Annotated in this window: 9 protein-coding genes; 4 read left to right on the forward strand and 5 right to left on the reverse strand. The window is 68.7% G+C overall.

Annotation, left to right across the window (positions count from 1 at the left end; all coding sequences use genetic code 11):
• On the forward strand, positions 1–910 hold a 910-nt coding region (locus FB461_RS08060; protein WP_170222667.1), incomplete at its 5' end, for a family 49 glycosyl hydrolase.
• Between the two features lie 171 nt (positions 911–1,081).
• Entirely contained in the window at positions 1,082–2,338 is a 1,257-nt protein-coding gene (locus FB461_RS08065) for an MFS transporter (RefSeq protein WP_142120915.1), read from the forward strand.
• A 93-nt stretch (positions 2,339–2,431) separates the two neighbouring features.
• On the opposite strand, the gene FB461_RS08070 is transcribed toward FB461_RS08065, so the two are convergent.
• The 3 genes from FB461_RS08070 to FB461_RS08080 form a co-directional block, all read right to left on the reverse strand.
• A complete protein-coding gene (locus FB461_RS08070; protein WP_142120917.1) occupies positions 2,432–2,917 on the reverse strand; it encodes a GNAT family N-acetyltransferase in 486 nt (161 codons plus the stop codon).
• A 34-nt stretch (positions 2,918–2,951) separates the two neighbouring features.
• Positions 2,952–4,193: a PD40 domain-containing protein gene (locus FB461_RS08075; protein WP_170222668.1), complete on the reverse strand. Its 1,242-nt coding sequence runs from the start codon at positions 4,191–4,193 to the stop codon at positions 2,952–2,954.
• Between the two features lie 191 nt (positions 4,194–4,384).
• Positions 4,385–5,785, reverse strand: coding sequence for an FAD-binding oxidoreductase (locus FB461_RS08080; protein ID WP_170222669.1), 1,401 nt, complete (start codon positions 5,783–5,785; stop codon positions 4,385–4,387).
• A gap of 299 nt (positions 5,786–6,084) precedes the next feature.
• Between FB461_RS08080 and FB461_RS08085 the strand changes: the two genes are divergently transcribed.
• Positions 6,085–7,422 carry a hypothetical protein gene (locus FB461_RS08085; RefSeq protein WP_142120924.1) on the forward strand — a complete coding sequence of 446 codons (1,338 nt, stop codon included), beginning with the start codon at positions 6,085–6,087 and terminating at the stop codon, positions 7,420–7,422.
• Positions 7,423–7,446: 24 nt separating this feature from the next.
• Here FB461_RS08085 and FB461_RS08090 read toward each other — a convergent pair whose 3' ends face one another.
• Both FB461_RS08090 and FB461_RS08095 read right to left on the reverse strand, forming a co-directional pair.
• Positions 7,447–9,858, reverse strand: coding sequence for a GAF domain-containing sensor histidine kinase (locus FB461_RS08090; protein ID WP_142120926.1), 2,412 nt, complete (start codon positions 9,856–9,858; stop codon positions 7,447–7,449).
• Between the two features lie 46 nt (positions 9,859–9,904).
• Complete coding sequence (locus tag FB461_RS08095) at positions 9,905–11,302, reverse strand: BTAD domain-containing putative transcriptional regulator (RefSeq protein ID WP_142120928.1); 1,398 nt, start codon at positions 11,300–11,302, stop codon at positions 9,905–9,907.
• Between the two features lie 180 nt (positions 11,303–11,482).
• Between FB461_RS08095 and FB461_RS08100 the strand changes: the two genes are divergently transcribed.
• Positions 11,483–14,011: a hypothetical protein gene (locus FB461_RS08100; RefSeq protein ID WP_142120930.1), complete on the forward strand. Its 2,529-nt coding sequence runs from the start codon at positions 11,483–11,485 to the stop codon at positions 14,009–14,011.
• Positions 14,012–14,055 lie beyond the last annotated feature (44 nt).

Raw genomic sequence — 14,055 nt, forward strand, 5'->3', positions numbered from 1 at the left:
GTCCGACCTGGCGAACGGCTATCAGCGGCGCGCGCAAAGTTCCGACAACTGCCATGGCTCGTGCGTGAAGATGCTGCAGTTCAGTTCCGCGGGCGGCCGTCAGCAGTATCTCGACCTGCACGGCGTGACCATCGCCGAGCCTCCGTACCACTCGTTCGTGGTGCACGGCGACGAGAACACCTTCGAAATGCGCGTCGAGCACTTCAAGCAGGTCGGCTCCTGGTACTGGCAGACCGACGGGCCCGAGCTGTACACCGGCTCGCGGATGACCGATTCCTTCGTCAACGCCAACGACGATGTCCTGAAGATCTACCATTCGGGCGTATCGATCGATAACACCGTGGTGTGGAAGTTCGAGAACGGTCCGGTCATCCAGTGGGGCTGGGGACCGCGCAACATCGACGGGGTGACCGTGCGCGGAACGCAGGTCATCCACAATCGGATGCACCCATGGAATCACCAGTACAACACCTGCGTGGTGAACTCGTCCTCGCATTGGGCGGACATGGGCGCGACCAACACCGCCGACCGCTCCCAGACGGTGAAGAACATCACCATTGAGGACACGGTCGTCGAAGGGCCGGTCAACTGCGCCATCAGCGTGTATGCGCAGTCGAACACGGAGAACATCCTCATCAAGAACCTGTCGATCGATGGGTGGGATCGCCCGGTGCGGTCCGGATCGGAAGCCGACCGCAACCAGTTCTCGCGCTTCGAGGCCTACACGGACGGTTCAGGAACACCGGTCACGATCGGCAACGAGCACACCCAGTCCCGCGGCCTGAAGCTGAATGGGTATCGCGTGGGCGGCGTCAGCATCGAGAAGTGGGGCGGAAACTGGCAGGCGGACCAGCGCGGCCGGCTCAACTTCAGCGGCTCGCTGTGGGAGAACTGGAACTCCTGGTCGTAGGCCGACCATCGCCCCGGCACCCGGCGTCGCCAACTCGTTGCGGGCGGCGCCGGGTTCGTCGCGACCGGCGCCGGGGGACGAATGCCGATTTTCCCGCCCCGGCCATGCGGTAGGTTCGAAGCGTGCCCTCGGGCACTCGTTGACCAGCACTGACGCCTTTGAGGAACAGCCATGAGTTCGCCCGCCACCGCTCCTCTGGCGCCACGCACGCTGAATCGCTATGCGCGGGGGTATTTCGCCGCGAGCTTCGGCCTCTACCTCGCCGTCTTCACCCCCGCGATGGTCGCGCTGTCGTTCAAGGTGAAGCACATCGTCTCGCAGGACGAGGCCACCGCCGCGCTTTCGCTCATCTTGTCGCTGGGCGCACTGTCCGCCCTGGTGGCGAGCCCGCTCGCCGGTCGGCTTTCCGATAGGACGATGTCCCGCTTCGGGCGGCGAAGGCCCTGGATCCTGGGCGGCGCCGTGGTGGCGCTCGGGGCGCTCCTGCTCGGTGGGCTCACAACATCGGTGCCGCTCCTGGCGTTCGCCTGGTGCGCGGCCCAGTTCGCGGTGAATGCGGCGTTCGCGGCGACTAACGCGACGCTGGCCGATCAGATTCCGGGCGTCCAGCGCGGCAAAGTGACCGGCATGGTCGGGATGACGAGCCCGCTCGCGATACTCGGCGGCACGCTCGTGGTGAACCTGGTGGCGGCCGACGGTCTGCGGTTCGCCCTCCCGGGCCTGGTCGCCGTGGGCCTCGCGGCCTGGTTCGTGGCACGGCTGAAGGATTCTCCGCGCACCACTCGTCCAGCGGGCCGCTTCTCGCTGCGGTACTTCGCCGGGTCGTTCGTTTTCAATCCGCGGCGCAACCCGGACTTCGGGTGGATGTGGCTCACGCGGTTCTGCGCGATGTTCGGCTACTACGGCATCGCCGCGTACGTCCCCTACTTCCTGTCGGACACGTTCGGTCTGGACGAGTCCGGAGTGGCGCGCACCATGCTGTACTCGAACATCGCCGCCGCGATCGCGATGATCGTCTCCAGCCCCATCGCCGGCGCCCTGTCGGACCGGATCGGCAAGCGGCGGCCGTTCCTCGCCGTGGCCGGGCTCATCATGGCGAGCGCGCTGGCGCTCATGGCGTTCGCTCCATCGGTGCCGTTCGTCATCGTGGCGCAGGGGCTGCTGGGTCTCGGCGTGGGCGCCTACTTCGCCGTGGACCTCGCGCTGGGCAGCCAGGTCCTGCCGAACGCCGCGGACGCGGCGAAGGACCTGGGGATGCTGAACGTTGCGGCCGTCTTGCCGCAGGTGCTCGCCCCCGCGATCGGCACGAGCGTGCTTGCGGCCGGGGTCGCCATGGGTATGGGTGGCTACACCCTGTGGTTCCTGCTCGGCTCGGCCGCCTGCCTCCTGGTCGGGGTGACCGTCTATCGGATCAGGGCGCTGGCTTAGTGCCCCACTGCCCGGGGGCGACTCGAGGACGAGCAGCGCGTATTCCCCACCTATCAGCAGGGAATACGCGCCTTGCCCCAGGCGGTGCGAGCCTCAGCCGTTGAACGGGAAGGCCGGGGCGGACAGAGGCCACTCGTCCGCGATCCAGGACCGCACGAAGTCCCCCAAGCCGGCACTCAGTGCGGGCGGTGCGTCGGCGACGCACCACCAGGAGACCTCAGGACGCGCGCCCGGCTCGTCCGACTGCGGCGGATCGATGTAGACGCAACCGAGCAGGCGCTGATCAGGACCGCCCTCTGCGCCGCTGAGGATCGCATAGTTGAACGACTCGTGCCGCTCGATCTCCTCGGCGTGCCGGGCGAGGTCGGCGAGATCCTCGTCCAAGGTCATGTCCACAGGCGGCCAGCCCCAGGCCTCGCCGTACTGTTCCCACAACATGTCGCGATTGGCGTGCACTGCGATCAGGTCGATGTCGACGTCGCTCGCCCGGATGGGGCGCAGGTAAATCGACTCGCTGAAGTCGACTCGCAGCGGATGCACAAAACTTGCGGGCAGCCAGTTCTCGGTACTCGTCATCATTCATTCCTTGCCATCGTGGCCGGTGATGCCAGGCCTAGCGTATGCGCTTGAATTTGATCGTCTTCACGACCGTCACGTATGCCGCTCGCTTGATCGTGATCTGCACGCCGATGCGGTGACGGCGGTCCTTCTTCTTGAGTTTGTACTTCGCCTTCGTGGCGCCGGCGATCCGCTTGCCGTCGCGGGTCCACTGGAAGGTCACGGACTTCGGCGACGGTGACCATGAACCGGCCGTGGCTCGAAGTGTCTTACCGACCTTCGGCTTGCCGATCACTTTGGGCTTCTTCTTCGCAGTGAATCGCTTGATCGTCGTGGGCGCTACCGGACGTCTGGTGGAGAGTTGTGCGTTCGACCAGGCGGGCTCCGAACCGCCAGGCAACGCCATCGGGATCGCTCCGCAGTGCTGGACGTCGCGCGTGATCTCTATGCCTTCCGGCTGTTCTATCGCCAGCGCGGTCCCGTCGGGGGACCACGTCGGGTTGGTTATTCCACGGCCGGTCTGCGTCCAGCACATGGGTTCGGGCAGGCCGGGGCTGCCCGTGCGCGCATTGCCCTCGACCCGGTACCAGATGATCTGCTGATCGTCGCCGTACCCACGCACTGCGGCGAGCAGCTGACCATCGCGCGAAACCTCCGCGTTGCCCAGGTCGGTGTCGTCCGCGTAGATGTCCGAATCATCGAACCAGTGAGATGCCTGGCCTCGTCCCAGGTCGTGCAGGTTGATCTGGAACAGGTAGCCACCGCTGACGAGCGCACGGCTGTTCGTCACCCACGATGGATCGTCGAAGTAGGTGGTGCCGTACTTCGACGCCGGAACGAGTGCAGTCGTGTCGGTGTAGCCGGTGACCGAGCGCCACTGGCAACTCGCGCCGATGGGGCAGGTGTACTGCGTGTACGTGTACGCGATCTTGCTGCCGTCGGGCGCGATCGTGGCCTGCGCGATGTTGCCGTCCATCGGCTGACCAGCGGAATTGGTCAACTGCGGCGGATCGAGTGTCCGCTTGACAGTGCCCCACTGGTCCATCTGATAGACCAGCGAACCCTGAACGGCCACGACGAGCCCCGCGTCCGATTGCGAGGGTGAATGCCACGGGCTGGCGAACGAACCGCCCGTGGTGACGGCCCGCTGGCCCGAACCGTCGCCTCGAGCGATCCAGACGTTATACCCCTTGATGTAGACGATCGATCCGCTCCCGGCGGCTGCATGCGCGACCTGAGCGGCGCTGGCGACAACCATCACGGCGAGGACCACTGCCGCGACCGCCAATGCCAGCATGGAGCCTAAGGAGGCGGGCAAACCTTTTCGATGCATGACGTAGTTCCCTTTCACGTTTGTTACTGGTGGATGGAGATGCAAGGCGCTCATCGCACGTTGATCCGGTAGGCCACGCCTCGCCTCGCCACGCCCGCCGCGCGTCGCCGCGCGTTCGCGACGCGCAGGGCCAGCCGCATCCAGGGAGGCGAGGGTCATAGCCGGGTGGCGATGCGGCCCTCGGGGTCGTAGGCGTCGCGGATGTGGACGAGTCGCCCTTCGGTCTCCTCGTCCCACGGCCGCGCGGTGGACACGCGCTCGGTGAGCATGCCGTGGAAGTTGGCGTTCGTCCCTCCGGTCGCCCACGGCTGCATAGCCACGAACACGGCCCCTGCGGCCCCGGCGAAGGGCAGTTCCGCGCTTGGGTCTGCGATCGGCGGGGTGACCACGAAGAGATGCGCACCCGCACCGCGACCGGATACCGCGCTGGGTTCCGCGGCAGCCCGTGACAGCGCACCGCCCATGACACGGATCTCGACGCCGAGAAGCGGGAGCGGCGAGGCGGGACCAGCCACCGAGAGGAGCGCCTCGGCCGCGTCGACGCTGAAGTCGCTCAGCAGGATGCCGCCGGTCATCGACGTGGTCGGCTGATCGGGATCAGCGTGAACGGACCCGATGGCCGAGAAGGGCATGTCGGTGAGCGTGTCCAGGAGCGGTGTTCCTGCCGCGCGAACGGGGCGGAGGATCTGCTCCGCCTCGGCGGAGCCCAGCAGCGCCGCGACCCGCACGTGCACCACGAAGCGTCCGCGCAGCGGTCCGGGAATCGCCTCGATGTCTGGCAGTCGCAGCAGGGCGAATGAGGTGTTGAACTCGTCGGGCAGGTCCGCCGACCAGGTCGCGAAGGTTCGCACCACGCTTTCCGCGTCGTCGGCGCCGAAGTAGAGGCCACCCCCATACAGCGTCGCGATGTCGAACAGGTCGATGGTCATGGCGGTGACGACCACCCCGCGCACGCCACCGCCGCGCAGCGCCCAGAACAGGTCCGGGTGCTCGGTTTGCGACACCGTCAGGATTCGCCCCTCGCCCGTCACGACCTCGAAACCTCGTACCGTGTCGCTCGTCCAGCCGAGGGTTCGGCCCAGCACACTCAGGCCGCCGCCCAGCGTGTAGCCGACCGCGCCCACGCCCGGCGCCGAGCCGGTGACGGGGGCGAGCGCGTGCGCTGCGGCGGCCGAGATCACTTCCGCCCAGGTGGAGCCCGCCCCCACCCGAGCCGTCTTGGCCACCGGATCGACGGTCACTCCGGCGAGCCTCGATGTCAGCAGCGCGACGCCGTCCTGGATGGGACCGAGATGGCCGTGCCCCCGGCCCACCACGGTGACGCGGTGCCCTTCCTCACGCGCGCGGACGAGCACCTGGGCGACCTCGGTCACGTCGCTCGGCGCGGCGACGGCGGCCGGAGTGTGCTCGAAACCGGTGTGAAAACCCGCCGCGAGTTCTGCCTGCAATCCGCGTTCGCTCTCGGTGCGCCCGCCCGCATCTTGCAGGGTCGCAGTTCCCGGTGTGTCCTGCATTCGACCGGCGCGTCCCCGGACCTTCTCCCACAGCGATGTCATGGTGCTTCCTCTCGTCGGTGGCCTCGCGGCCTGTTGATGGCTGACCGTGAGGCGGCGCCTGGCGGTCATGCATCAGTTGTCGCCCCTGCAACTTCAGGTCCGCTAGAGGCGCGCTTCAGCGAGGTGGCCGGTGGGAGTAAGCGGGCCTGTAGTGGCGTCATAGCGGCGCCGGTCACGATCGAAACCACATGCCGCTCCGCGGCCGGGTGCCGATATTCCGCGGCGCTCGCGAGCGGTCGCCGGCCACTGGGCCCACCGGCACCTGCCGCGCCAGCCATTTCGACCAACAAGGAGGAAACATGCCAGACCTTCCCGCATCTCATTCGTCCGCGCAGCCGCCGATCCGGCCGCGCTCCGACGGAACTCTCACCCGCTTTCGCCGTTTCATCGCGGCCGTGGGAGCCCTCGTCATCGCCCTGCCCCTCGCCCTGGCCACCGGGAGCGCGCCGGCCACCGCGGCCACTGGCGGCGGGTCGATCCTCTTCGTCAAGAACTCCAACGTCTGGATCGCGGACGGCGACGGCAGGAACGCGCGCGCAGTCACGACGACCGGCACGTCATCGAACCCCTGGTACTCGCCGACGCAGTCCAACGCGGGCATCGTCGTGGCCGGGCGCGGACCACTGGTTTACCGGATGGACCAATCGGGCAACGTCCTGAACACGCTCGACCTGCCCGCGCTGGAGGACTCCGCGGGCAATCTGCTCGACGGCGCCCCGGCCAAGCTCGCCATCTCGCACGATGGCACGCTGATCGCGTACACCTACCACTTCTATTCGTGCAGCTGGGGCTGCTACGTGCGGGCCGTCACCGCTTTCACCTCGTCCACCAAGGTCTCCCCGCCTGGCGCGTATGGGGTGACGCACTACGACAACCCGGAGTGGGTGTCGCCATCCCGCGTGATCGTGGATGGCTGGCTGACGCAGATCATCCGCTTCTACGACCTGGCGCGCGGCGACTTCTTCTGGTTCGACGAGGATTCCTACACCCCCGACGACAAGATCCTCAACGATCCGGCGCTTTCCCCCGACGGCAAGCACGCGGCCGCCGTGCGCGGCGAGTTCGATGAGTCCTCGATCATCTGGTACGACGTGACGGGCAACCCGAAAGCGGGCGCTCGCCCGCCGATCCCGACACCGGTATGCGTCACGAACACGGCACAGGGCTTCGCGAACCCCACGTTCTCGGCCGATTCGAAGGCGCTCGCGTGGGAGGAACCCGACGGCATCTGGGTGGTCGATCAACTGAATCCGGGCGACTGCACCACGATCAAGGCGCGGCTCGTGATCTCCGGCGGCTCTCAGCCATCCTGGTCCGCGGCAACGATCAAGCCGTACAAACCGGTCAAGGCCGGCACGGGCGCGAAGAAGATCACATCCAAGAAAGCGCCCAAGATCAAGGGCACCGCGAAGGTGGGGCGCAAGCTGACTGCCGGCAAGGGCACGTGGGGCGTTAAGCCGACGAGCGTGACCTACCGCTGGTATCGCGGCTCGAAGCCGATCAAGGGCGCGACCAAGGCTGCGTACCGGCTCACCAAGAAGGATCGGGGTAAGAAGATCCGGGTCAAGGTGACGGCCAAGCGGGCGGGCTACGCCTCGAAGTCGCGTTTCAGCAAGGCGGTCAAGGTCCGCAAGTAGCGGCCGGACGAGTCCCCCGTCGCGTCAGCTCAGCTGCGCGGCGGGGGATTTGTCATGCCCGGGGCTTCGTTCGCGCGCGGGGGATCCAACCTGGGCCTGGGTTCGAGCCTGAGCCGGGAGCGTGACGCGGATCGTGGTTCCGGCCGATGCGGTGCGGGGGGTCTCGGCGCCGATGCTCGCGGCGCGGGGGTTATTGGACGAGTCCTGCGTCCCGTTCGGGTCAGCAGTGCTGGGGGGAGCCACGGTCGACACGATCGCGAAGGTGCCACCGAGTTCCTCGGCGCGCTCGCGCATCGAGCTCAGGCCGACGCCCGCGTTCGCGTCCGCGAAGCCGTGGCCGTCGTCGCGAACCTCGACCACGACCGAGCTGCCGAGGTCATCGCCACCGGGGACGCCGCGCACCCGCAGTTCGCAGCGGCTCGGGCCGGAGTGGCGGTGGACGTTCATCAGCGCCTCGGCGGCGATGTGATAGATCGCCACCTGGTGGCTCGCGGGTAGCTCCGCTCCCGGCGCAACGTGAGCGGTGACGAGCAGCGCACCGCTGCTGAACCGGTCGGCGAGCCGCGCCAGTGCCCCCGCGAGGTCGCCGTCCTCGAGCTCGGCTGGCGCCATCGAGCGGCTGATGAGCCGGATGTCGTCGCCGCGCCGGGCGAGTTCGTCGTGCACGCGTTCGAGCATGCCGCGCGCCTTGTCCGGGTCGGCGGCGAGTTGGTTGATCGCGGCGCCCACCGCGAGCCGGAGCCCTGCGATGGCGGGACCGAGCCCGTCGTGCAGGTCACGGCGTAGCGAGCGGCGTTCGTCCTGGCGGATGTCGACCAGTCGTGCCCGGGCGGTCGTGAGCGACGAGTTGAGTTGCTGCAGGTCGACGACGATCGCGAGCAGTCGCGCCACCTGTTCCAGCGCCGACAGGGTGCGGGCATCGAGCCTTTCACCGGGGCGCGATGCGACCACGAGCGTGCCGACCTCGCGCCCGCGGCTGACGAGCGCGAGGGAGTCCTCGTCCTGCGCGCTGGGCACACTCGCGCTGCCCGTGGGATTGATGCGCACGGCCGCGAGCCGCATTCCGTCCCGCAGCGACTCGGCGATCACCCCGAGGTCGCCGGTGCCGTCGTCGAGGCTTGACCAGACTGCCGTGCTTGCGCGCCGCGGCGTAGCGAGCGCGCCGTAGACCAGGTGGTCCACGCGCTGCTGAACGCGTCGCCGCGCGGGGGTGATGGCCAGCGTCACGGCGCCGATGGCGATGGCCACCGAAACGGACGAGTCGACGGGAAGCCACGCACCGACCAAGCCGATGATGATGAAGTAGCTTGCGACGACGATCACCGTCATCACGGTCCAGGTCAGCCAGCGGCTCACGGTCGCGTCCACGCCCCAGAGCCTGCGCCCGAGTACGAGCACCAGGACGGCCCCGGGCAGGAACGCCTGGGCGATGATGAGGGCGGTGCCGGACACCTCGGCGGCGGCGTCCGCCAGTTCGGGGCCGACGGGCCACAAGAAGAGGACGAAGGCGACGATCAGCAGGGCCTGAGCCGCGATGAGCCAGCCGATGCCGGTGCGAGGCCGACCGGCCGCGCGCTCCGCTCGCCACCACGAGATCAGGTAGGCGAGGGCGAGGACGCCGATCCCGGTGATCACCCACTCGGGCCACAGGCCTAGGCGTCCGGTGAAGCCCTGCCATGAGGCCACTGAGAGGGGATTTGGCGGGGAGGGCGGAGGCAGGAGGATAGTCGCGTTGCGTACCGTGGCGAGCACGATCGCGACGGCGGCGATCGACAACGCCGCAGCGGGCACGAGCGTTCGCGCACGTTCGCGCCAGGAGCGCGTCTGCAGTCTCCCTTCGCCGTGCGGAAGCGCGATGCCGGCTTCGCCGTGCGGAAGCGCGGTGCCGGCTCGGCCGTGCGGAAGCGCGGTGCCGGGTTCGGTGTGCGGAAGCGCGGCGCCGGGTTCGGCGGGGCGGGCCTCCGGAGCCGATGGGTGCCGGACGCCGCCACGGATAAGCCACGGGAGGACCGCGATCAGGCCGTAGGTGCCGGGCATCCACATCCAGATGCGCCCGTAGGCGAAGATGCCCTGGCCCGGCAGGGAGAAGGGGCGGCCGCCCAGCGCGTCGTACTGCTCGCCGAACGCGACCAGCGCGCAGCCGAGAGCGAGCGCCATGAGCACCCACACCGCCGCGGCGCGCACGCGGGGCAGGAGGATGAGGACCACGATCGGGTAGATCGCGGTGACGGTCAGGTCCATGATCCAGTCCGCGAGGATGTCCGGGACGTCGCCCGTGACCAGATGCAGCACGATCGCCGCTGCGCCGAGCCCCCAGCACACGCCGGCGAACGCCCACGCGGCCACCGTCCAGCCGCGAGTCGGCCGCGCCGATTCGCCGGTCGTGTCCGCGTGACGGTGCGCCGCGGCCTCCCCTGACGCCGGAGATCCGGTCACCGCTTCGACCCGTCGTCTTGCGCGTCAGCCGGCGCCGTGGGCCGGGTCACCGCTTCGACCCGTCGTCTTGGCGGCCCGACAGCGCCTCGCGCACGACGCGCGCGGCAACCCTGTCCACGACGAATCCGCCGCGGGCGACGGTGTGAATGGCTCGTTCGATCTCGTCGGCTTGCGCGGACTTGATCAGGTAGCCGTGTGCGCCCGCGTGCAGCGAGCGATCGACCCAGTCGGGTTCGTCGTGCATGGTCATGACGAGCACTTTCAGGCCGGGATGGACGCCCAGGAGTTCGCGCGTCAGCTCGATTCCCGATGCTCCATCCAGGTCGAGATCCATCAGCAGAACATCCACCTCCCCTGTGACCTGCTCGCGCGCGGTGTCCGGCCCGTCGGCATCGACCACGACGCTGAGGCCCGGCAGGCTCTCGAGCAACCCGACCATCCCCATGCGGAAGATCGGATGGTCGTCCACGATGCCGACCTTGAGCGTGGGGGCGTCCGCCTGGGCCAATGCGGGGGCGGGAGGAGCGGCGGAGGCCTCGTCCGCCGCGCCCTTCCCACTCCCCTGCGCAACGGCGCCAGCGATACCGGTCGGGGCGTCGCCGTTCCCACCCGCGGTTTCGTGGCTTCCGGGAAGGACGAGTTCCCCGAGGCGCTGCTGGAGCAGTTGCTCCTCCAGCGCGGCGATGGCCGGTGACGGATCCAGTCCTTGATCATCGAGCAGGTCCGAGCGGAACGCGCGCAGGGTGGCGAGCGCATCAACCTGGCGTCCGGCCTGCGCAAACGCGACGGCGCGCAGCATGGCGAGGGATTCGCGGTGCTGTTGGACGCTCGCCAGGGACTCGAGTCCTGCGATGGCACCGTGCGCGTCCCCGAGGGCGATGCGCATGGCTGCGCGCAGTTCGTGCGCCTGGACGCGCAGTTCCTCGAGGCGCGAGCGTTCGCCGTGCGCGGCGAGGGAATCGTCGAGTTCGGCGTACGGTTCGCCGCGCCATAGGTCCAGGGCGTCGTCCAAGGCGGATGCGGCGAGCGCGACCTCGGTCCGATCGGGCGGCGTGGCGGGCTGCCAGGGACGGTTGGAAGGGGCGGAGAACGCGGCGCGCGCCTGCTCCACGGCGGCTTCGAATCGCCCGGCATCCGTGTTTGCGGCGTCCAGTGTGAGCATGTAGCCGGTCGAGGTCGTCACGATGAGGCGGGCCTCGGCGCGCGGTGCGCGGGATGGTTCGAGCGCCTTGCGCAGCCCCGAGACGTAGCCCTGCAGGACGACGGCGTGGCTGGCCGGCGGATCGTCCCACATAGCCTCGACGATCGCGCCGATCGACAGCGAATGGCCGCGATGCATCGCGAGCACGGCGAGGAGGCGGCGCTGCTTGCGGGCGCCGAGATCGATAGTCGAGCCGTCATCGCGCTGCGCGACGAGGGGGCCGAGCACTCCTAGGTTCACCATGTCGAGCGTATCCGCTCTAGGGCATCCCGGAAAGGTATCCACAGGCCGTTCGCCGACTTCTTTAGTCAGGAGCCAGTGGCACTCAAGTGGGGGCTAAGCCGCCCTGCGGCGCCCGACCCTAGCGTGATCGCTACCAACGGCAGATTCTGCGCAATGCGCGGCGATTGAAAGGAACACGAGATGAGAATGCGTCGAGGGGGCGCCACTCACACCGGTCCGGCGGGTGAGAGGTGGGAGCTGGGCGAGTTCGAGCGCGGCCTGCGCGAGAACCTGAGCGTCAGGAACGTGCCGGATCTGCCCGGCATGGGCGGAGTGGCTGGGTTACCGCGCGATGACCGCGCGCCCCGCCTGGAGCGGGCGCCGCGTGCGCTGCGGACCGCAACGAATCCGCGGGGCCGGCTCGCCGCATGGCTTCGCCCGCTGAGGACGAAGAGGGCGCTCATCGCTGGTCAGGTCGGCGCAGATGGGCTGGCCGCTCAGGGACGAGGCCTGCGTCGCGCCGCACGATCCGTCCCCACCTTGGCGCTCGCGGCCGCCATCGGCATCGGAGGGGCACTGACGGGAGGCGTCGTCGCGCAGGCCGCCGGTTCACCCTCGGGAGCGACAGGCGGGATCGCGGTGGAGAACTCGTCCATCACGGCCGCCGCCCAGCCGGTCTATTCCACGGTGCTGAGCGGCTGGGGTGCGACTGCCCCGACGGCCATCCCGGCGGCACTCACGGATGCCAGCCGGCTGATCGCCGACGTCTCGGCGGGCCGCGACCATGCGCTCGCCGTCACGACGGACGGGAAATTGTGGGCCTGGGGTGACTCCCCGTACGGGCAGGGCAGCGTGCCGGAGGACATCGCCCAGCGCAAGTTCAAGGCGGTCGCCGCCGGGGCGCAGTTCTCTCTCGCGCTGACCGAGGACGGCAAGGTGCTGGCGTGGGGCTCACCGATCAGCAATGTCCTGAAGGTCCCCGCTGCGCTCGCCACCCGCAACGTCGTCGCCATCAGCGCGGGGCTGCGGCACGCGGTCGCGATGGACGACACGGGCAAGCTCTGGGCGTGGGGCAACAACGACTACGAGCAGGGCTCGATCCCGGACTGGGTTCAGCAGGCGGGCGTGGTCGCATTCGATTCGGGCTGGGACTTCAACGTCGCCATGACGGCCGATCACCGCGTTCTAGTGTGGGGTGACGGCAACGCCGGGCAGTTGGTGGTGCCCGCGAGCCTCACCGGCAAGACGGTGACGCAGATCGCCGCCGGATCGCAGCACATCCTCGCGCTGACCAACGACGGGCAGATCCACGCCTGGGGAAGCAATTCGCACGGCCAGTTGAACGTGCCGACGGACGGGAATGACACCTTCTACCGGATCGCCGCCGGCGTGGACGTGTCGGTGGCGATGAGCGCGCGCTATTCCACCCCCCGGGTGTTCGGCGACAAGACCGGGACGATCGGCACGCCGCCTGCCGTAAGTGGCATGCCGGAGAATCTGGCTGTCGGCAGGGGCTTCGCCCTGTACGGCGTGCCGCGGTTGAAAATCGTCACAGGCGGTGCCATCTCGGGTAGCGGCCGGGTGGGAGAGCCGCTGACGGGCGAGTGGGCCACGTTCAAGCCCATCGACCCGGCCACGAAGGTCGGGACGTGGTGGCGGGACAACGTCGCCATCGCGACGGGTCAGACCTACACCCCGGTTGCCGCCGACGTGGGCAAGACGTTGAAGTTCACCACGCGCGCCGTCCTGGACGGGTATACATCCGATGTGGGGCCGCTGTCACCGCAGATCGTCGTGATGCCGGGGGTGCTGACCGCGAGCGATCTACGCCTGGAGGGAGAGGCGAAGGTCGGCAAGACGCTGACGATGACCCTGACGTCCAATCCCGTGCCCGACGCGATATGGTCCGACTGGCACTGGGATGGCAAATACCAGAAGACGACGTGGGACGGGAAGCTGGTGGTGCCCGCCGAGGCGCTGGGGCACGAGATCACGCTGAACGTTGCGCTCAAGAAGGACGGCTATACCGATCTGTTCGTCGGGTCGATCACGACCAGTCCCGTGGTTGCCGCGGATCCGGATCCCGGTGAGGATCCGTGTGACGTTGGGGTAGGCGGACGTGGCGGGGGCGCGGGCGACGATTCCTGCGAGGAACCTAATGATCCGGATCCGGGCACCAAGCCGGTGTTGAAGGCTGAGACGCCGGCTCGGATCGTGGGAACGGCCCGTGTCGGGTCTGTGCTGACGGCGACCCCGCCCGCAGTGAAGCCGGCCGCTACGTTCACCTACCAGTGGCTTCGCGGTGGCGCGCCCATCAAGGGCGCCACGGGGCGGACCTTGAAGCTCGGCGCGGCCGACCTGGGGGCGCGGATCGCCGTGCGCGTGACCGCGGCCAAGGCTGGGTACGCGAGCGTGTCGTCCGTCTCCTCGCCGACGGGCGGCGTGGTCAAGGGCAATCTCACCGGCCTGAAGCGCGCGAAACTCGGCGGCAAGGCCAAGACCGGCAAGAAGGTCAAGGTGCGCGCCGCGCGGCCTCGCATCGCCGGCATCAAGGTGACCTATCGGTGGTATCGGGGCGGCAAGAAAATCGCCGGGAAGCGCGGAACGGTCGCCTCGTACAAGGTGCGCAGCGGAGACCGCGGGAAGAGGTTGCGCGTGAAAGTCACCTACGGGGCACCCGGGTATGCGAGCCGGTCCGTGTGGTCGGTGAAGTCGAGTAAGGTCCGCTAGGCGGCCGCTGACGGTGGACGACTCCCCCGGACCGGGCCGGGGCC

The sequence above is a fragment of the Rarobacter faecitabidus genome (assembly GCF_006716265.1).
GTDB classification, from domain to species: Bacteria; Actinomycetota; Actinomycetes; order Actinomycetales; family Cellulomonadaceae; genus Rarobacter; species Rarobacter faecitabidus.